Below are 19918 nucleotides of genomic sequence, written 5' to 3'. Positions count from 1 at the left end.
GGGCCCAGTGGCCACAGGACACTAGGTCCGCTTGAGCGTGCGCACCGGCTCTCCGGGCTTCCAGACCTGGACGACGAGGTACTTGTCGTCCTCGACCGAGGTCCGCACGACCTCCGTCAGCTCGGTGCGGAAGAGGTGGAACGGCTCCGGCGGTTCCACCTCTTTCATGTACACCGCCTTCGTCCCCGGGTCGTCCACCTCGACGGCCCGCCCGCTGATCCGTACGTCCCCGCCGCCCATGCCCGTCCCCTCGCCCGGGTTGGCCTGGAGCGCGAAACGGGGGTCCCGGCGCAGGTCGAGCGCCTTGAGCGAGTCCGGCATCATGCCGAGCCACAGCTCACCGCCGAGGAAGCGGACCTCCAGGCCCGTCGTGCGCGGCGAGCCGTCCTTGCGGAGCGTGGCGAGGACGTGGTGCGTGAACGCCCCGAACCGCTCCTCGACGGTCCGGGCGAGCTCGGGTTCGGCGGTGGTGAAGGTGTCCCAGTTCGCTGCCATACGGCGAGTGTGGCGCGGATACCGGACATCCGCCGTCGGGTATCCGGGTGGTCGTGCGACCGGCCCGGGGCGGGGCGGGCGTCGCGAGCCCGGACGCGGGGCGCGCGCCGGGGGGCGTGTCCCGCGCGTCGCGGGTCACGCGTCAGGCGCCCTGCGGCACCGGGCGGACGTACCGCTCCCGGCCCTGCTGGTCCCGCACCGGTGTGCAGCCCGCCGCCGTGAGCTGCTCGGCCAGCTTCGCGCGGCGGGCGGTGTTCACCCGCAGGGCGCCCAGCAGGACGACCGGCGGCAGCGCGGCCAGCGGCACCAGCACGGCGTACTTGCCGGTCACCACGGCCAACAGCAGCAGCACGAGCGGGAACGACCAGGACATCAGGACGAACTTCTTGCGGTCCACGGCCGAGCCGAAGGCGTCGTACCGGATGAGCGCCCCGAGAACGTCCACCTCGGCCTGCGCCTGCGGCAGCGGGGTGAGCGTGCCCGGCTGCATGCCCGGCACCGCACCGCCCGCCCCGGCCTGCGGGAACGCCGCCGCGTTGGCCGCCGCCCGGTGCGGCGCCCGCTCGTCGTGGTCCCGTACGAGGTACACGTGCAGCGTCTTCTGCTCGCCCTCGACCCGGGCGTCCGCGTACCGGAACCCGTACGCCTCGGCGATGTAGGCCAGCGACGCGACCGTCTGCCGCTTCGCGTAGGGATGGTGGATCTCGACGACGTCCTGGGTCGCGACCTGCCGCATGACGGCGTTGATGTGCTGCTCGGCGAGGCTCACGAGGGCTCCTGACATGCGAGTGGCCGAAAACCGGCGCTGAACTTCTGATTCCGGATCCCAGACAGGTGAACCCCGGGTTTGGTTGTGCACTCGTCCCTTCGCGTACGTCATCTTTGCGCAACGGCCTGTCCTCCTGGACGGACCGGCGGTAACTTCCGCCCCGTACAGCAACCCTTTTCTGGAGGCCCGATGCACGGGACGCCCCGGCCGACGCCGCCCCCCGCCCTCCCGACGGACAGGCTGCGGTTCGCCATGCCGCCCATGCACGACTCGGTCGAGGACGAGCGCCGGCACCGCAAGGAACGGCTCGCGGGCGCCCTGCGGATCTTCGGCCGGCTCGGCTTCGAGGACGGTGTCTCCGGGCACATCACCGCCCGCGACCCCGAGTACAGCGACTGCTTCTGGGTGAACCCCTTCGGCATGCCCTTCCGTCATGTCACCGTCAGCGACCTCGTCCTCGCCAACTCCGACGGACAGGTCGTCGAGGGCCGCTACCACGTCAACCAGGCCGCCTTCACCGTCCACGCCCAGGTGCACGCCGCCCGCCCCGACGTCGTCGCCGTCGCTCACTGCCACTCCGTGCACGGCCGTGCACTGGCCGCCCTCGGCGACCTCCTCGACCCCATCACCCAGGAGAGCTGCGCCTTCTACGAGGACCACGCCCTCTACGACGCCTACACCGGCGTCACCGTCGACACCGAGGAAGGCCGCCGTATCGCCGCCGCCCTGGACTCCCACAAGGCCCTCGTCCTGCGCAACCACGGGCTGCTCACCGTCGGCGACTCGGTCGACGCCGCCGCCTGGTGGTTCATGTCCATGGAGCGCTCCGCCCAGGTCCAGCTCACCGCCCGCGCGGCCGGCCGTCCCGTCCTCATCGACCACCGCATGGCCGTCGCCACCCGCGAACAGCTCGGCGGCGACCTCGTGGCCTGGATCAACTACCAGCCCTTGTGGCGGGACATCAGCCGCACCGAACCGGATCTGCTGAGCTAGGGCCTTCCGGCGGATCTCCGTGGCGTCGCGGCCGGGGGCACTGGGGGCTGCCGGGCTGCCGGGCTGCCCACGCCCGGTCCCTCCTCCCTCGCGTCCCACCGGCCCCGCCAGGACACCCCGCGGAAAATCCGGCGTCCAGGTACTGAGCGCCGCCCGCCTTTCCTACGTATCGTCGACCGAGGGGTCACGTCACGTGGGCGAGAGGTGGCTGGCAGCGATGACTCACGGTTTCCATCCCAACACGCACACTCCTTACCCCGGCGGTCCCCGCGGTTGGCGCGAGACCGCCTCGCAGTACGCGCTCCTTCCGCTCCGCGTCTTCCTGGGCGTCACCTTCATCTACGCCGGTCTGGACAAACTCACCGACAGCTCCTTCATGAAGGACTCCGGCGCCGGTTCCATCGGCGAGATGATGCGCGGCGTCCGGGACTCCGCCGCCATCCCCGCGATGGTCGACCTGGCACTGAAGAGTCCCGTCGGCTTCGGCTACGCCATCGCCTTCGGGGAACTCGCCGTCGGGCTGGGCACCCTGTTCGGGCTCTTCGGCCGTCTCGCCGCGCTGGGCGGGGCCCTGATCTCCCTGAGCCTGTGGCTCACGGTGAGCTGGGCCTCCGACCCGTACTACTACGGCAACGACCTCGCCTACCTGATGGCCTGGCTCCCCCTGGTGCTGGCGGGCACGCCCTATCTCTCGCTGGACGCCGTACTGCACGCCCGACGACGGCACACCTAGGGCCTTTCTGATGAAGAGCCCTAGCCGGTGACCGGGCCGGCCGCGGAGGGGTCGCCCCTGCGGCGGCGTATGCCTCGGCCGATCAGTCCGGCCACGCCTGCCAGGCACAGACCGCCCACGACGACGGGGATCACCACGAACCACGGTGTCTCCCACGCGCCGCCCGCGTCACCCGCGTACAGCACGCCCGCGGCGGCGACGGACAGACCGGCCACCAGCTTTCCCGGCCGGAACTCATGACGCAGCACGGCTCACCTCCGCCTGTCCCACACCGACCTGAAGGTCGATCTCGATGACGCCCCGGGCCTCGGTGCCCTCGGCCGGGGCCAGGGTCGTCTCCTTCGTTCTGCCCGCGGCCACGTCCACGTCCTGCTTGTCCTCACCCGGCAGCTGGATGTCACCGACACCCACCTCGATGTTCGCCTTCACGGTCACGTCCGGCGGCACGACGATCAGCAGCCGGCCGACCCCGACCTCGGCGCTGGTGCTGATCAGCCCGCCCCGGCGGAGGTCGAGCCGGGACAGATCCAGCGTGCCGACGCCGGTGCCGAGTTCGTAGTGGGGCCGTACGTCCGCCACGGCGGCCGGCCGCCAGGTCGTCCTGGTCCACTGGGTGCTGATGTCCTTGGGCAGGGCCGTCGCCGCGGCCAGCAGCCCGGCCGTGAGCACAGCGAGGAACACCGACCCGGCGCCCGTACGCCCCAGAAACGCGCTCACCGATATACCCACGCCGAGGACGATCAGTGTGCAGGCCAGTCCCGCCTGCACACTGGTCCCCAGCGGGTGTTCCTCCCAGGTCAGCCGAGTGGTCAGGGCGCCCGCGAGCAGGGCGAGCAGACAGACCCAGCCACCGATCCAGCGCTGGTCCCGTGCTCTTCGCGGCTCGGGGCGGGTGGTGCGGGGCGCCTGGGCGCCCGGCTCGTAGGCCTCACGGCCGATGGTGACGGCGGCCGCGATGTCCCGGTCGCGGGAGTCGCGCGGCCCCCACAGATATCCGGTGCCGCCGACGTGCTTGCCGTCCTTGACGATGGGGTCGCGCCACCAGGACGGGTGGGAGGCGGGCACCGGCGGTGCCTTCGCCTCCGGCGGGGCGTCCGCGACGGCCTGGGCGGCGAGCGGATCTGGGTCGGGTGCCCCGCGCCGCTGGGACCAGTACCCCGCGCCCGCCAGCAGCAGGGACAGTATGACGGCGAAGCTGAGCACCCCGCCGTTGTTCATCATCGTCAGGAAGACCCCGCAGCCGACCAGCGCGAACAGCACCGCGGCGAGGGCCTGGCCGTCGACCCTGCCGGTCAGCAGCCTGCGTACCTCGTTCTCGTCCTCGTCCTCGTCCGGCAGGAAGAGCCAGGCGAAGCCGTAGAAGATCAGGCCGATGCCGCCGGTCGCGGCCAGCACGGCGAGCGTGATGCGAAATATCACCGGGTCCATGTCGCACTGGCGGCCCAGACCCGAGCACACGCCCGCGAGCATCTTGTGCTCCCGCTCGCGGCGCAGCCGTCGGTGCGGCGGCTCGAGCTCGTCGCCGGTCCCGGCCGCGGCGGTCCCGTCGGTCGCACCGGTCTTGCCGGGCCCACCGGCCTTGCCGGGCCCGCCGGGCGGACGGGCGTCGGCGGGCTCACCAGCGGAGGCGGAGCCGGCGGAGTCCGCGGGCCCGGCGCCCGCCGTCCCCTTCGTCCGCGTGCCCGCCCGCCCGTGCGCGCCCGCGTGCCCGCCCGCGTGGGCCCGTGGGCCCGCGTGCGCGCCCACGCCGCCGCTCGCGGGCGGCTGCCCGCCCGCCGAGGCCGAGGGCGGGCCGGACGAGCCGCCCGGGTCGGCGCCGGCGTCCGCGGCGTGCTGGTGATCTGTCATGCGTCCATGGTGACGGTCCGGTCGGCGCGGCGGCAGTCGGAACGACCCTGGCCGGACCCTGATATCGCCCCTGAGACGGCGGGCGGGAGGTGTTCGACGGACGCGCCGGCCGAAGATCAGGGGCGTCTCGGGGGACAACCCTGATGCCCCGCCGCGCCCGGCCGTGTGACCATCGATGGCATGCCGGAAGCCGCAGCAGCACCCATCGCCGAACCGCGGCCGCCGCGCAAGCTCTACCGCAGCAGCGACGGACGCTGGCTGGGTGGCGTGGCGCGGGGGCTCGCCGGGCATCTCGGACTGCCCGTGATCTGGGTGCGGCTCGTCTTCGTCGGCCTGTTCATGGCGGACGGCCTCGGCGCGCTGCTGTACGCCGCCTTCTGGTTCTTCGTGCCCCTCGGCTTCGGCGGGGTCGACGCGGAGCGGCCCCCCTCCCTGGTCACCGCGGAGACCGCGCCCGACGGCCGGCGAAGACTCGTCGCGCGCAAGCCGGACAAGGGCCAGATCGTCGCCCTGCTCCTCATGGTCGTCGTGGCCATGGTCTTCGTGGGCAATGTGAACCTGGGCAACGGCGCCAAGGCCTATCTCTGGCCGACCGTCCTGGTGGGCGCTGGCGTCGCCCTCGTCTGGCGGCAGGCGGACAACGCCCGGCGGGCCCGCTGGGTCGAGGTCGGCCGGCGCCGGCGCACCCTCACCCTGCTGCGCGCGGGCGCCGGCGTCCTGCTGGTCACCGCGGGTGTCTCGGGAGTCTTCGTCCTCAAGGGCTCCGCGTCCCACCTCGGCTCGGTCCTCCAGGCCGCCCTCGCGGTCCTCGTCGGGATAACGCTCCTGGCCGGGCCGTACCTGGTGCGCATGACACAGGACCTCTCCGAGGAACGTCTGATGCGCATCCGGGCCCAGGAGAGAGCGGAGGTCGCGGCCCATGTCCACGACTCGGTGCTGCACACCCTGACCCTGATCCAGCGCAACGCGGAGAACGCGGGCGAGGTACGCCGTCTCGCCCGCGCCCAGGAGCGCGACCTGCGCACCTGGCTCTACAAACCGGAGGGCACCGGCAAGGACGAGGCTGACGAGCCGACCGCGGTCGCCGACGCGGTGCGGCGCAACGCCGCGGAGGTCGAGGACAAGCACGGCGTCCCGATAGAGGTGGTCGTCGTGGGCGACTGCCCGCTGGACGACAGACTGGGGGCACAGATGCAGGCCGCGCGCGAGGCAATGGTGAACGCCGCCAAGTACGGTGGCGAGGGCGGTGCCGTGCAGGTCTACGCCGAGGTCGAGGACAGGTCGGTGTTCGTGTCCGTCCGGGACCGTGGCCCCGGTTTCGACCTGGACTCGATACCCGCCGACCGCATGGGCGTCAGAGAATCGATCATCGGCCGCATGGAGCGCAACGGCGGCACGGCGCGGCTGCGCGCGGTGCCCGACGGCGGCACGGAGGTCGAGCTGGAGATGGAGAGGGCGGAGAAGACGTCATGAGCGACCCGACCGAGACGAACGGCGGCGCGGGAGCCGCGGAGGCGGACGACGGCGCGGAGGCGTCCGGCGGGCGTCGGGTGCGGGTGGTCCTGGTCGACGACCACCGGATGTTCCGTACCGGCGTGCAGGCCGAGATCGGCCAGACCGCGCAGACCGGTGTCGAGGTGGTCGGCGAGGCGGCGGACGTCGACCAGGCGGTCACCGTCATCACGGCGACCCGGCCCGAGGTGGTCCTGCTGGACGTGCACCTGCCGGGCGGCGGCGGTGTCGAGGTGCTGCGCAGGTGCGCGCCGCTGATGGCGGACGCCGAGGAGCCGGTGCGTTTTCTGGCTCTGTCCGTGTCGGACGCGGCCGAGGACGTGATCGGGGTGATCCGCGGCGGTGCCCGCGGCTATGTGACCAAGACGATCACCGGGTCCGACCTGATCGGCTCCATCTTCCGGGTCCAGGAGGGCGACGCCGTCTTCTCGCCCCGGCTGGCCGGGTTCGTGCTCGACGCCTTCGCCTCCACCGACGCCCCGCCGGTCGACGAGGACCTCGACAGGCTCACGCAGCGCGAGCGCGAGGTGCTGCGGCTGATCGCGCGGGGGTACGCGTACAAGGAGATCGCCAAGCAGCTGTTCATCTCCGTGAAGACGGTCGAGTCCCATGTCTCGGCGGTGCTGCGGAAGTTGCAGCTGTCCAACCGGCACGAGCTGACGCGCTGGGCGACGGCGCGACGGCTGGTCTGACGGTCTGGTAGGCACGCCTGCGATCACGCCGTTACGCTGAGGCCGACGAGAGGAGGGCTTCATGCTGCTGCGTTTCCGTACAGCGAACGTACGGTCACTGCGCGACGAGCAGGAGCTGCCTTTCGTCGTTCCACCCGGTGAGGAATCCGACGCGGGACGCACGGTCCCGCTCTCTGACGGCAAGCAGTTGGAGATCTATCCGGTCCTCGGGGTCTTCGGCGCCAACGCCTCGGGCAAGTCGAACGTCATCACCGCGTTGAAGAAGATGAGGAGCGCGGTCCTGGACTCCTACGGTCCGTGGACCTCCTACACTGGTGTTCCTGATCGGGAGCCTTTCGCCCTTGACGCCGAGTCGGCGAAAGTGAGCACCTTCTACGAGGCGGACTTCCTCCTCGACGACGGGGTGCGGTGGACCTACGGGTTCGAGCTGGGGGATCGGCGGGTCGAGTCGGAATGGCTCCACTCCTACCCCAAAGGCCGTCGGCAGGTCTGGCTGGATCGGGACGCCACGAGAGACACCGTCTATGACTTCCCGGGCGACCGAATTCAGGACCGGGCACGACTGGCCCGCTCCACGCGCCCCAACGCGCTGCTCCTCAGTCGTGCCGCGAGCGACAACCATCCGCAACTGGCCCGCATCTACCACTGGTTCCGGTCGAACCTCTGGGACATCACTCCTGAGACCGAGTTGAAGGACCGGGAAGGCTACACGGCCGAGCAACTTCTCGACGACAGGAACAGCGAGCGGGTTCGGGAGCTGCTGCGAGTGGCTGACCTCGGCATCCAGGGCGCAGAGGTGGAGCGTCAGTCGGGGGACAGAGCCCCCAAGGTGAGACTGCTGCACGGCAGCGACCGAGACAGCGCGGTGGCTCTCGATTGGGCGAAGGAGTCGTTCGGCACCCGATCCTGGTTCGCGCTCATCGGCCCGCTTCTGCTGGCGCTGGACAGCGGCGCGGTGTTGCTCATCGACGAACTCGACGCGAGCCTGCACCCCAAGTTCGCGTCCGAGGTGGTCAGGCTGTTCCAGGCACCTTGGTCGAACAAGAAGGGCGCTCAGTTGCTCTTCACGTCGCACGACGCTTCCCTTCTGAAGAGTCCGAGAGGCGGCAGGCTTCTCGAACCAGGCCAGATCTGGCTGACAGAGAAGGACAAGCGCGGAGCCACCGAGCTCTATCCGCTCAGCGACTTCGCCCCCAGGCCCGAAGAGGACCTTGAGGACTCATACCTGGCCGGTGCCTACGGCGGCGTACCGAACGTCGACCAGGGACAGATCGGACGCAAGGTGCTCACGGCACTGGCGGGGGAGGCAGAGCGTTCCTGATGGCGAGGGACAGGGGGCGGGACAATCCGGCACGCGCGAAGCGACAGCGGAAGCTGCGGCGCGAGGTGTATGTCTTCACGGAGGGCGCGGTCACGGAACCGGGCTTCGTCACCTTCGTGACGGAGAACGGCACCCGTAAGGAGCCCGGCCACGAGATCGTCTGCAAGGTCGAGAACCGCAGTGCCCCGACGAAGCGTCGCAAGCCGCTGCCGCTGGTAAGAGATGCCGCGGCCAAGTGGCGCGAGGTCCGGCGTGCAGCCGAGAAGGCCGGAATCGGGCCCGACGACTGGAGCTGGCCCCAGGTCTGGTGCCTCTTCGACCGTGATCAGCACGAGGACATCCCCACGGCCTTCTCCGAGGCTCGGAGAGGAGGCCTGCACGTCGCCTACTCCCACCCGTGCTTCGAGCTGTGGCGTCTGCTGCATCACCAGAACTACACGAGCACGTTCGGCGGAGTCTGCGACAGCGCGGCGAACCTGCTGAAGCAGCAGCCGGGCTTCGCGCAGACTTATGGGCCGACGATCCGTTCCGTCTCCGAGGAACAGGCGAAGCACGTCATGCCCGGGCAGCTGAGCGGCCGGTACAAGACGGCGCAGCGGTACGCGCAGGGCCTCGCCCGCCGCCATGAGGGCCGTGCGGATCAGAACAGCTGGGACCCCTACACGGATGTGTGGCGGTTCGTCGAGGACGGCCTGGACGTCTCCGACTACTGATCGGACAGTCGAGGGCCAGGGAGCTTCGGGCCTGCGCGGAGTTCCTTTCGGTTCGGGGCCACTTTCGGTCGCCGTGCGTACACGGTGAAGGTGGCCGTCCGGAAGACCGTAGGCTTCCTGGTGCGTCCTCGCGCCGCGATGCCGGGTCGCCAGTGGAAGTCGATCAGTCACCAGGGGAGAGCCGTACGTGGCCAAGCTCACGCTCGCGCAGTTGGAACGCCATCTCTTCGCGGCGGCGGACATCCTGCGCGGCACGATGGACGCCGCCGAGTACCGCGACTTCATCTTCGTGTTGCTGTTCCTCAAGCGGGTCAATGACGAGTTCGAGGCCGCCCGCGAGGCGATCATCAAGGAGCGCCTCGCGGAGGGTGACACCCAGGAGGACGCGGAGGACGAGGCCGAGTCGTACCAGTGGTACGACGCCCACGGTGCGATCTTCGTCCCGGAGGCCGCCCGCTGGGACTACCTGGCGGGCGCGGTCGACAACGTCGCCGGCGAGTATCTCCAGCCCGCCCTGGACGCACTCGAACGCCAACCCGGCAACAGCGAGCTGCGCGGTCTCTTCGCGCACGTCAACTTCAACCGCATCGGCGGCGGCAGCGCGCGGAAGTCGGCCGCCGAACTGGCGGACAAGCGTCTCGCCGCTCTGATCGACCACTTCGGCAGCGTCCGGCTGCGCGGGGAGGACTTCGAGTTCCCCGACATGATCGGTGCCGCGTACGAGTACTTGATCAAGGACTTCGCCGACTCGGCGGGCAGCAAGGGCGGTGAGTTCTACACCCCGCGTGCCGTCGTGCGCATGATGGTGGAACTGGCTCGCCCGCACGGTGACATGCGGGTGTACGACCCCTGCGTGGGGTCGGGCGGCATGCTCATCCACGCCATGGAGTACGTGGACGAGCACGGTGGCGACTCCCGCAACCTGGGTCTCGCCGGCCAGGACGCCAACAGCGGCTCCTGGGTGATGGCCACGATGAACATGCTCTTCCACGGTGCGAAGAAGTTCTCCCTGCGCACGGGCGACACCCTGACCAACCCCCTCCATCCCGAGGGCGGCTTCGATCTGGTCCTCAGTAACCCGCCCTTCTCGATGGACTACAAGAAGGACGAGGTCCCGCGCCTGAAGGAGCGCATGCCGCACGGCGAGACGTCCGAGCGCGGCAAGGCGGACCTGATGTTCCTCCAGCACATGCTGGACATGGTGAAGCAGCGGTCCGGCACGGTCTTCACGGTCATGCCGCACGGTGTGCTCTTCCGCGGCGGCGAGGAGCAGAAGATCCGGGCGAGGCTCCTCATGGAGCACGACCTGATCGAGGCCGTGATCGGCCTTGCACCGAATCTGTTCTACGGCACCGGCATCCCCGCCTGCGTGCTGGTCCTGCGCCCGCCGAGCCGCCGCCGCCCCGACCGTCGCGGCAAGGTGCTCTTCATCAACGCCGACCGTGAGTTCCACGCCGAGCGTGCACAGAACATCCTGCTCCCCGAGCACATCGAGAAGATCGTCTCGACGTTCCACTCCTGGCAGGACGGTGAGGTCTTCCAGGACGTGCCCGGCTTCGCCCGCGCCGTGACGAGAGACGAACTGTCGGGCAACGACTTCAACTTCAACATCCGCCGCTACGTCGACAACACCCCGCCCCCGGAACCGCAGGACGTGCGGGCGCACTTGGTGGGGGGTGTGCCGGTGGCGGAGGTCGAGGCCAAGAAGCCGCTGCTGGACGCGTACGGCATTGAGCTGGCGGACCTGTTCGACGTACGGGCCGACGATCCGGCGTACGTCGACTTCCCCGAGCCGGAGCGACGTCCGGACGCGGCACGCCTCGCTGAGTTGGCGAGCGGCCGGGAACGCAAGCTGTGGGATGCCTTCGAAGATTGGTGGGCGTCCGAGACGGAGCAGATCGCGGCGCTTGAGCCGGTCGACGGTGACGACCGAACCGAGCAGGAGCGCAAGGCTCAGCTGGCGCGGCTGCGGGCGGACCTGATCGGCAGCTTCCGCGAGCGCCTGCTCGGGGTCGGCCTGCTCGACCGGTACGCGCTGGCGGGCGCGGTGGCCGGCTGGTGGCACGACGCGAAGAACGAACTGAAGGCGCTCTCGGTGAACGGCTTCTCGGGCGTCGTCGACGGCTGGGTCGAGACGGTCGAGACCATGCTGGCTCCCGAGCCAGACCCGCGCACGGGTGGCCGACGGGAACGTACGGCGGCGGAGCGGCGGCAGGCTTACGACCACAAGGTGATCGCCGCGATCGCGCCGAAGTTCCTGGAGGACCTGGCGTCGGCGGAGCGCACCCACGCCGACCTGGACGCGAAAGTGAAGGCCGCGCAGGAGGCGGAGGCCGCGCTGGCCGAGGCGCAGCAGGCCGCCCTGGACGGCGACGACTCCGACGCCGAGTCCGGGGCGGACGGGAAGCAGGGCATCGACCCGGCGTTGGCTGAGGCGGTTCTGAGCAAGACCGAGAAGCAGGACCTAGTCAAGCGGCGTGCGGAGGCGAAGCGGCTGGTCGAGGACTTGGAGGACGGGTTCTGGCCCGTGGCCGCGATTCGCCTTCGGCGGGAGGCGGAGCGGGAGAGAGCTGCGAAGAAGAAGGCCGCGCCTGCCAGGAAGAAGGCGGTTGCGGCAGCGGACGGGGCTGGCCAAGGTGCGCTGCTTGAGCTGCCGGTCGCCGTTGAGGCAGAGACGCCTGTCCCCTCCGGGCCGTCGGAAGAGGGCCTCACGAAAGCCCGCCGTGAGCTCGCCGAGCGGGACGGCGAACGGGGTGTGGTCCTCGACATCCTCCGTGCCGACCTTTCGGGCAAGCTCGATGGGCATGTGTTGCGCCGCCGACGGGAGTTGGCGGAGGCGTATCGGGTGTGGGAGCAGAAGTACGGGGTTTCGCTGCGGGAGATCGAGAGGCGACGCGTAGCGGCTGCGGATGCGCTGGAGGGCTTTTTGAGGAAGCTGGGCTATGTCGGCTGAAAACGAGATCTGTTGGATGCCAGTCGGTCAGGTTGGCGAGGTGCGAATGGGGAAACAGCTTTCGCCGTCTAGCAGAGCAGCTGGAAGGCAGTTTCCCTATCTGCGCGTTGCAAACGTTCTGGATGGTCGAATCGACTATTCCGACGTTAAGCTCATGGGTTTCTCGGAAACCGAACAGGCGGCCTACGCGCTGAGGGCGGGCGACATCCTCCTCAATGAGGGGCAGAGCTTGGAGCTAGTTGGCCGGAGCGCAATTTTCCGCGATGAAGTGGCTGAGATGTTCTTTCAGAACACTCTCGTGCGCTTCAGGCCAACAGGTGATCTGATCTCCGAGTATGCGCAAGCCGTCTTTTCCTATTGGCTCAACAGTGGCGTCTTTGCGCGCATTGCCAAGCAGACAACGAGTATCGCTCACTTGGGAGCGGAACGCTTTGCTCAGCTCCTTTTCCCCGTGACTTCCCCCGAACGTCAGCGCGGCATCGTTGAAGTACTTGAAGCGTTGGGTGAGCAGGAGCGAGCGATCGAGGCAACGATCGCAAAGCTCCGGACTGTGCGGCGTGGAGCGTTGATGTCGCTGATGCCGTCTGTAGGGACTGCTGGACCGGCCGAGGAGTTTGCGCGCGGCCCTCTAAAGGACTACGTGCCTGTTGTGGAGTACGGGATCTCGACAGCGCTAAGCGCTGATCCGGCAGGAATGCCGGTTCTCCGCATGAACAATCTCCTTGACGGCCGTGTGGTCGTGGATGACTTGCGCTTTCATCCTGGTATGGTTCCCGCACGTCTGCGTCTTCGCGCGGGAGATGTCCTATTTAATCGCACGAACAGTATCGATCATGTCGGTAAGTCGGCGTTGTGGCGAGACGAGCTGCCGCAAGCAACCTTTGCGTCATATCTGGTTCGATTGGTGCCGGATCGGAGGACGCTGCTTCCGAGATATTTGGTCGAATGGTTGCAGCATCCTCTAATCCGGCAGCGCGTACGGGCGATCGCAACAGTGGCTGTTCAGCAGGTGAACGTGAATCCAACACGTCTTCGCGAGCTGGAAATCGATGTGCCTATCGATCTGATGCAGCAGAGCAGAGTGATAGACGCGCTGGATGCATTCGATGTGCGCATCGAGGAGCAGTGCCGAGAGCAGGAAAAGCTGGCGAAACTCAAAGCAGGGCTGATCGATGACCTCTTGGAGGGCCGGACAGGTCAGCCAGTTCCTGTGGGGTAGCGCCGCAGCTCGAACCACACCTCCTTGCCGGTGCCGCACTTCCTCCTCTCCGTGCCCCAGTTGTCCGCCAGTGCCGCGACCAGTGCGAGCCCTCGACCCGACTCGTCGTCCGGGGATGGCGTGCCCGGATTTGGCAACGTGTCGTTCGCGTCTGTCACCGTCACGCGTACTCGGTCCTCTGTGACCTCGCAGCGGGCCCAGATCTCGCGGCCAGCCGGGACCTTTGCGTGGCGGTACGCGTTCGTCATCAGCTCGCTCAGGAGGAGTTCCGCTGTGTCCGTTACGTCCTGCGGTAGCTCCCAGGACGCCGCCTGTTCGCGGAACAGCGCGCGTGCCCTGCCCGCGCTGCGGGCGTGACGCGGTAGGCGCCACTCGATGTCCTTCGGGGTGGCCGTCATGGGGGTGTGCATGCGCTCTGTTCATCCCTTGCGTCGAAGTTCTGGCGTTCGGCCAGATCACCGTCCCGGGGCGCGCGTAGTCTCACGAGTAACGGCGTGGGTACAGCGGGTGGTTGTACCTGTCGTGGACCCCGCGGAGGTGTGCGTGTCGACCGAGGTGAACTCCCAGCCGCCGATCGCCTGGCGGTACTGCGGCAGCCAGATCAAGATGTGGCGTACGGATGCCGGTGTCGGCCGAGAGGCGCTGGCCAAGGAGGCCGGCTACGACTACGAGTACGTCAAGTCGATGGAGAACGGGCGGCGGAGGCCGACCCTGCGGCTCCTCCAGATCGCCGACCAGGTGTGCGGAGCGGGTGGGAAGCTGGTCGCGGCTCAGGAGTACCTGAAGCCGGAGCCGTTTCCCGCGCGGTCGCAAGAGTTCATGGCACTTGAGGCTGAGGCGATCGCGGTTTCTTGGTATGAACCGCTGCTCATCCCGGGCTTGTTGCAGACGGAGGAGTATGCGCGGGCGCTGATCGGGGGTAGTTGTCCTCCTTTGGATGACGAGACGGTCACCGAGCGTGTGACTGCAAGGCTGCGCCGTCAAGAAGCACTGTCTCGACGGATCGGCGTGCTCTACGGCTTTCTCATCTATGAGGCCGCGTTGCGGACGGGTATCGGTGGCAGGGGCGTCATGAGGGCACAGCTCCTGCACCTACTGAAGGTCGGTCAGATGCGTAATGTGTCTGTCCAAGTGCTGCCTGTCGGCCGTTGCAACGGCGTTGCCCTCGCTGGACCAATGGTTCTGCTGGAATCACCGGAACATGACGCCTTCGCCTACGTTGAGGGGCCAGAGGTGAGCGTGTTGCACGCCAGTCCGGACAAGGTGAGTGCGCTGAACCAAAGGCATGTCATGATCCGCATGCATGCCCTCAGTATTGAGGAGTCAGGCGAGTTCATCAGAGGAGTGGCGGAGGAGCTATGAGCGACAGCTTGGTGTGGTTCAAGTCCAGCTACAGCGATGACCAGGGCGGAGCCTGCCTCGAAGTCGCCCTCGACTGGCGCAAGTCCAGCTACAGCGACAGCCAGGGCGGTAACTGCCTCGAAGTCGCCCCCTGCCCCCACACCGTCCACGTCCGGGACTCGAAGCTCGGGTCCCGGAGTCCCCGGTTCGCTGTCCCCGGGGCGGCCTGGACGGCGTTCGTCGCCCACGCCCGTACCGGCGCTTGAGCTTCGAGCGCCAAGGGCCGAGATCCGAGCGGCGTTTGTGAGGAATGGGTGGTTGGGTTGAACCCACCCACCCACCCTTCCGCGCGGCGGGGCCGTGCGTCGGCCGGCGCTGGACTCCCCGCTCTACCAGCCTTCGTGACTTCTCGTGACCGGCTTGCGACACGCCGTCGTCACCGTCTAGCGTTCGCGACAACAAACAACCCCGGTCGGGTGCTACCAACACCCGCCGGGGTCTGACCTCAAGATCGAAAAGAGCGATCTCGTGGCTTGTGAAGACTCTATCGCCGCCCTGCCCGCCCCCCGCTCACCCCATGGCGAACCCCGGCTACGGAAAGCGGTCCGTCCCGGCCGAACCCGGCAGCCCGCCCCGCGCGGCGGCCGACTTCTCGCACCTCCCTGCCCGCGAGGCGTGCATCGCAGCGTTCATCGACCGGCTGCCCGACGGCGCCGCCGTGGACATCAAGAGCCTCGCCAAGGTTCTGCCGCTGTACGGCCAGCAGGCGGTCCGCAGCGCCCTCAATGCCCTCTCACGCGCTGGTCACCTGCACCGTGCCCGGGCGCTGGCCGCCACCGGCGAGAGCGGCACCCGCTGGGTCTACCGCACGTACTGGTCCCGCATCGCACAGGACGACGCCTGGTGGGCCGGCTTCCTGGGAGCCGGTGAGGCTGCCGACAGCTCACCCATCGAGCCCGTCAACCCGCCCCCCGCCCCCTCCACCTCATCCACGAATGCCCCGCCCGCGCCCGCTCAGCCTCACGCCACCGCCGCCTACGGCGTCCTCGCCCGGCTCGGCAGCCATGAACCCCGGCTCGCCCTGTCCGCCGCCGACTGCGAGGCCCTGGTCGACCTGGTCGTCCCCTGGCTGGAGCGCGGTGCGAGCACGGTTTCCCTGATCCAGGCCCTGACCGGCGGCCTGCCCGACACCGTCCACGCTCCGTGTGGGTTCGTCGCCCGGCGACTGCGGGACAAGCTGCCGCCCATGCCCGCAGTCGCCGCAGCGGAGGAGACTCCCGACGAGCTCAGGCCTGCGCGCCCCCTTCGCCTCATGCCGGAGTGCACCGACTGCGGCGTCCCCGGACACCCCGCGGCCTTCGACGGTGGCCTGTGCCGTGGCTGCCGTACCGTCACCGCCCGGGACGCGAACGCGCCCTCCGTGCGCAACGCGGAAGCGGAACGCCAGACCGCCGTCTCCCTTGCACGCGCAGCCCTCGCCGCCCGCCCCCGCGACCGTCGAGAACCGGCCAAATCCCGTCCTGTCGTGATCTCGCGGTCGTAACCGCCCGAAGACTCGTGTCACCCGCGCCCCACACGCCGCAGAATGGGGAACGGCCGACGGTCGTAGAACCGTTGTCCGAGCAGTGGGGCTGGGCACGGGGAGGGGTGCGGGGTTCATGACGCGGGGCACGGCCGAGCGGGACGAGACGGAACTGCCGATCATCGACCAGTTGAAGGCGATGGGATGGCGGCACGCCCACGGGCCCGACCTCAGCAAGGCCGACCCTGACGGCGACGAACGGGCGTACGGCGATCTGCTGCTGCTGAAGCGCCTGCGCTCCGCAGTGCGGCGCGTGAACCGGCTGCCCGGCGGTGGTGGCTCCTGGATGACGGACACGGACGCCGACGCCGTCATCGACGACCTGCGCCGCACCGCCCGAAACGTCGCCACCACCTCGCTCGTCGCGGTCAACGGCGAGGTGACCAGCCGACTGATCAAGGGAACACCGGTCACCGGCGACGAGGAGCACTACAACGGCTCGACCGTGCACGCCCAGTTCATCGACTGGGACCTGGAGGGGCTGGACGACGCTGAGATCCTCAAGAGGAACGATTTCCTCGTCGCCGACCAGCTGCGCGTACGGACCTTCGACGGGGCGGAGATCATCCTCGACCTCGTACTGTTCGTGAACGGCGTTCCCCTCGCCGTCATCGAGTGCAAGGGACCGGATGTCAAGGACGCCATCGGCGAGGCCATCCGCGACCTTCGGGGATACGCGGGGGTGCCGCTCGACGACGACACCGGACGGGACCGCCGCGACCCGCGCTCCCAGGTGCCCGAGTTCTTCACTCCCGTGCAGTTGCTCATCGCCGCCGCCGGTGAGCACGCGGCACTCGGCACCATCACGTCTGACGAGAACCATTTCGCCGCGTGGCGCAGCGTGACGCCGGACTACACGGGCGACAAGGACTTCGGCCGCGCCTTGCAGGAGGTGCGGCGGGGCGACGGGACTCGGCTGCTCGAACCGGGCGGGGCGCCCACGGACCTCCAGCGCCTCGTCGGCATCGTGCTCAAGCCCCGCAACTTGCTGAACATCGTGCGGCACTACGTGTTCGAGATGCCCGTGAAGACGAAGGCGGGGGAGCCGCCCGTCACCGTCAAGGCCGTCTGCCGCCATCAGCAGTACCGCGCTGTCGAGAAGATCGTGCGCAAGCTGCGCACCGGTCGCACCGTGGACGACCCCGCCGCGACGCGGGACGAGCGCGGCGGGGTCATCTGGCACACCCAGGGCTCCGGCAAGAGCCTCACGATGGCCTTCCTCGCGCGCAGGCTCCAGACCAGCCGTGATCCGGCGCTCAATCGCTTCACCCTGCTCGTCGTCACCGACCGTACGCAACTGGAGCAGCAGTTGGCCGCCGCGGTCCGGATCAGCGGAAGCGAGGTGCGGGTCGCCCGCTCCCGCTCGGATGTCGAGGGCATGCTGGAGCGCGCGGGAAAGCACGGAGGTCGCGCCGTCATCTTCACGATGATCCAGAAGTACCTGGGGCGGATTCCCGGCGTCGTCGGCACCGGAGAGGGCGAGTCGAGCGACGACCGTGACCCGGTGGCCGAGTTCGAAGCTGTGCAGGAGCGCCAGGCCGACGGCGCCTCGGCCGAAGAGGCGTCCGATCCCACGCCCACCGACGCGGCCGTCGACGTGGTGCGGCGGCGTTTCTCCGAATGCAGCGACAAGCCGAACATTCTCGTGCTCGTCGACGAGGCGCACCGGTCCCACACCTCCGTGCTGCACGCCTGCCTGCGCGACTCCGTGCCCAAGGCGGCCCGTGTGGGCTTCACGGGTACGCCGATCATGAAGGGGCGTCTGACGGACACCGGACGCATCTTCGGACTGGAGCCGGACGGGACGTTCCTCGACTCGTACCTCATGGACGAGGCGGAGCGGGACAAGGTCGTCGTGCCCGTCCGCTACGAGGGCCGTACGGGTTCGGCCGGCGTCCGCGACAAGGATCAGCTGAACGGGAAGTTCGAGAACCTGATCGCCCATCTCCAGAGCGGTCAGCAGGCGAAGACGCGCAGGCAGCTCAAGCCGACGAGCCGTACCGTCGCCGAGTCGCTTCCCGTGATCCGCGCCAAGGCCAAGGACATGCTGGAGCACTACGTCACCGGTCCGCTGACCGGAGGCTTCAAGGCCCAGGTCGCGGCGGTGAGCCGCAACGCGGCGGTGCTGTACCGGCACATGCTCAACGACGCCCGGGTGGAGCTCCTCGCCAGGGTGCGGAGCTTCGACCCCGAGTCCCTGCGGCACAAGAACCTCGCCGACTACACCTGGGACGATCTGGTGCTGCTGCGGGCGTGGCAGTATCAGGAGGTCCTGCGCCGGATCGACTTCGTGCCCGTCATCTCCGCGGGGAACGAGAAGAAGCGCGGGCAGTGGCGTGAGTGGACCGACCCTGTGGCCCAGCAGGAACACGTCGAGCGGTTCCTTGAGCCGTTCCCGCAGCTTCCGCCCGACAACCCCTGGGTGACTCGGCACATCCCCGAGGACGATCCCGTACCGGCGGGCGGTATCGGCCGGAACCCCTGGAGCGGGATGGCCGCTCCCGACGTCGAGGACCCCAGACCGGTCGCGTTCCTGATCGTGAAGTCGATGCTGCTCACCGGTTTCGACGCGCCCATCGAGCAGGCCCTGTACCTCGACCGTCCGATCCAGGACGCCGAACTGCTCCAGGCCATCGCCCGGGTGAACCGTCCGCGCCGTGCCAAGTACGAGGGCCGTGTCGTGGACTACTACGGCGTGCTGAGCGACCTGGCGGTCGCCCTGCCCGCGTACAAGGGTGACGGGCCCACGCTCCAGACCGTCCAGAGCCTCGATGAGGTCGAGGTCCCGGAGATGCAGAAGGCCGCGGACGCGCTGCGCGCCTTCCTCACGGATCTGGGGATCACCGGCCTCGACACGCCTGGGGGCATCGCCCAGGGCATGCTCACGCTCGGAGACGAGGACGCGCGATCCGAATTCGACACCCGTATGAGCCGCTTCACCTCCGCGCTGGAGCGAGTCCTGCCGCACGAGGCGGCGCTGAAGCTGGTGCCCGAGGCCCGCAACTGGACCTTGTTGCAGAAGCGGGTTCGGCGGCACTACCGCGATGCCGAGGGCGGAACCTTCTCCGTGCGGGCGTACGGACGCAAGGTGCGGGCCATGGTGGCGGAGCACCTGGAAATGCCTGAGATCGAGGAGGTCATCGCTCCTGTCTCCATCCTGGCCCCCGACTTCGACGAGGTGCTGGCGCGCATCCCGGACGTGCGGGAGTCGGCGGCGGAGCAGGTACAGGCGCTGCGCTACCACCTGGAGGAGAAGCGGCAGTCGGAGGACCGGCCCGTGCTGCGGACGCTCTCCGAGGAGTTGGAGGCGATCCTGGAGGAGTTCGCGGGCCGCTGGGACGAGATCAAGGTGCGCCTCGGTCCCCTGATCGACAAGGCCCGGAAGGCGGAGGAAGTCGATCCCGAGGTCGCCGACCTGTCGCCGGCCGAGCAGCAGCTGTACATGAAGCTGTCCGACCGGATGGACGAGGATGCGGCCTTCGAGCTGCCCGATCCCGCCGTACTCAGGAGTGTGACGGTCGAACTCGCCGCGATCATAGAGCGGCATGTGTCGAGTGCCGCCTGGTCGGACAGCGAGGCCAGCCTGGACTCGCTGCAGAGCGAGATCTGGCGGGGACTGCGACGGGCGGGCGTCAGGCCGAGGGAGCGGGCCAAGGAGCCCCTGGAGCACCTGTCACAGGTCCTGACCGGGCACGCCCAGCGGCACGCGGCGGCGTTCCGGGCGGCGGCTCGGGGACAATAGGCGGC

Annotated in this window: 17 protein-coding genes; 12 read left to right on the top strand and 5 right to left on the bottom strand. The window is 69.0% G+C overall.

Features of this window, described 5'->3' with window-relative positions:
• Nucleotides 1–21: 21 nt before the first annotated feature.
• Nucleotides 22–495 carry a pyridoxamine 5'-phosphate oxidase family protein gene (locus tag ACZ6SQ_RS16515; RefSeq protein ID WP_469562027.1) on the bottom strand — a complete coding sequence of 158 codons (474 nt, stop codon included), beginning with the start codon at nt 493–495 and terminating at the stop codon, nt 22–24.
• 142 nt (nt 496–637) lie between these two features.
• The gene (locus ACZ6SQ_RS16510) at nt 638–1264 is read right to left on the bottom strand and encodes a hypothetical protein (RefSeq protein WP_469562025.1); all 627 of its coding nucleotides are present in this window, start codon (nt 1262–1264) and stop codon (nt 638–640) included.
• A 189-nt stretch (nt 1265–1453) separates the two neighbouring features.
• Between ACZ6SQ_RS16510 and ACZ6SQ_RS16505 the strand changes: the two genes are divergently transcribed.
• The gene (locus ACZ6SQ_RS16505) at nt 1454–2257 is read left to right on the top strand and encodes a class II aldolase/adducin family protein (RefSeq protein WP_469562022.1); all 804 of its coding nucleotides are present in this window, start codon (nt 1454–1456) and stop codon (nt 2255–2257) included.
• 217 nt (nt 2258–2474) lie between these two features.
• Nucleotides 2475–2990 carry a DoxX family protein gene (locus ACZ6SQ_RS16500; RefSeq protein WP_386377388.1) on the top strand — a complete coding sequence of 172 codons (516 nt, stop codon included), beginning with the start codon at nt 2475–2477 and terminating at the stop codon, nt 2988–2990.
• 20 nt (nt 2991–3010) lie between these two features.
• On the opposite strand, the gene ACZ6SQ_RS16495 is transcribed toward ACZ6SQ_RS16500, so the two are convergent.
• Both ACZ6SQ_RS16495 and ACZ6SQ_RS16490 read right to left on the bottom strand, forming a co-directional pair.
• Nucleotides 3011–3238, bottom strand: coding sequence for a hypothetical protein (locus ACZ6SQ_RS16495; RefSeq protein ID WP_469562019.1), 228 nt, complete (start codon nt 3236–3238; stop codon nt 3011–3013).
• The gene (locus tag ACZ6SQ_RS16490) at nt 3225–4838 is read right to left on the bottom strand and encodes a PspC domain-containing protein (RefSeq protein ID WP_469562017.1); all 1614 of its coding nucleotides are present in this window, start codon (nt 4836–4838) and stop codon (nt 3225–3227) included. The genes ACZ6SQ_RS16495 and ACZ6SQ_RS16490 overlap by 14 nt, the downstream gene beginning before the upstream one ends.
• A 180-nt stretch (nt 4839–5018) precedes the next feature.
• Between ACZ6SQ_RS16490 and ACZ6SQ_RS16485 the strand changes: the two genes are divergently transcribed.
• The 6 genes from ACZ6SQ_RS16485 (at nt 5019) to ACZ6SQ_RS16460 (ending at nt 13248) form a co-directional block, all read left to right on the top strand.
• Nucleotides 5019–6311, top strand: coding sequence for an ATP-binding protein (locus tag ACZ6SQ_RS16485; RefSeq protein ID WP_386377391.1), 1293 nt, complete (start codon nt 5019–5021; stop codon nt 6309–6311).
• Nucleotides 6308–7042 (top strand): LuxR C-terminal-related transcriptional regulator, encoded by a 735-nt coding sequence (locus tag ACZ6SQ_RS16480; RefSeq protein ID WP_469562013.1) that lies wholly within the window; start codon nt 6308–6310, stop codon nt 7040–7042. The genes ACZ6SQ_RS16485 and ACZ6SQ_RS16480 overlap by 4 nt, the downstream gene beginning before the upstream one ends.
• Nucleotides 7043–7103: 61 nt before the next feature.
• Entirely contained in the window at nt 7104–8363 is a 1260-nt protein-coding gene (locus ACZ6SQ_RS16475; RefSeq protein ID WP_469562010.1) for an AAA family ATPase, read from the top strand.
• Nucleotides 8363–9076, top strand: a complete 714-nt coding sequence (locus tag ACZ6SQ_RS16470; RefSeq protein WP_469562008.1) for an RloB family protein — start codon at nt 8363–8365, stop codon at nt 9074–9076. The genes ACZ6SQ_RS16475 and ACZ6SQ_RS16470 overlap by 1 nt, the downstream gene beginning before the upstream one ends.
• Nucleotides 9077–9263: 187 nt before the next feature.
• Nucleotides 9264–12029, top strand: a complete 2766-nt coding sequence (locus tag ACZ6SQ_RS16465) for a type I restriction-modification system subunit M (protein WP_469562004.1) — start codon at nt 9264–9266, stop codon at nt 12027–12029.
• Nucleotides 12019–13248, top strand: coding sequence for a restriction endonuclease subunit S (locus ACZ6SQ_RS16460; RefSeq protein ID WP_469562001.1), 1230 nt, complete (start codon nt 12019–12021; stop codon nt 13246–13248). The genes ACZ6SQ_RS16465 and ACZ6SQ_RS16460 overlap by 11 nt, the downstream gene beginning before the upstream one ends.
• Here ACZ6SQ_RS16460 and ACZ6SQ_RS16455 read toward each other — a convergent pair.
• Entirely contained in the window at nt 13227–13646 is a 420-nt protein-coding gene (locus tag ACZ6SQ_RS16455) for an ATP-binding protein (RefSeq protein ID WP_469561999.1), read from the bottom strand. The genes ACZ6SQ_RS16460 and ACZ6SQ_RS16455 overlap by 22 nt on opposite strands.
• Nucleotides 13647–13791: 145 nt before the next feature.
• Between ACZ6SQ_RS16455 and ACZ6SQ_RS16450 the strand changes: the two genes are divergently transcribed.
• The 4 genes from ACZ6SQ_RS16450 (at nt 13792) to ACZ6SQ_RS16435 (ending at nt 19913) form a co-directional block, all read left to right on the top strand.
• Entirely contained in the window at nt 13792–14610 is an 819-nt protein-coding gene (locus ACZ6SQ_RS16450; protein WP_469561996.1) for a helix-turn-helix domain-containing protein, read from the top strand.
• The gene (locus ACZ6SQ_RS16445; RefSeq protein ID WP_469561993.1) at nt 14607–14855 is read left to right on the top strand and encodes a DUF397 domain-containing protein; all 249 of its coding nucleotides are present in this window, start codon (nt 14607–14609) and stop codon (nt 14853–14855) included. Before ACZ6SQ_RS16450 ends, ACZ6SQ_RS16445 begins: the two co-directional genes overlap by 4 nt.
• A 311-nt stretch (nt 14856–15166) precedes the next feature.
• Nucleotides 15167–16132: a MarR family transcriptional regulator gene (locus tag ACZ6SQ_RS16440; RefSeq protein WP_469561990.1), complete on the top strand. Its 966-nt coding sequence runs from the start codon at nt 15167–15169 to the stop codon at nt 16130–16132.
• A 115-nt stretch (nt 16133–16247) separates the two neighbouring features.
• Nucleotides 16248–19913 carry a type I restriction endonuclease subunit R gene (locus tag ACZ6SQ_RS16435; protein ID WP_469561987.1) on the top strand — a complete coding sequence of 1222 codons (3666 nt, stop codon included), beginning with the start codon at nt 16248–16250 and terminating at the stop codon, nt 19911–19913.
• The last annotated feature ends 5 nt before the right edge of the window (nt 19914–19918 follow it).

The organism is Streptomyces sp. NPDC048600 (assembly GCF_055587025.1).
Note: the sequence above shows the minus strand (reverse complement) of the source record. Positions and strands in the feature narration are given on the sequence as shown.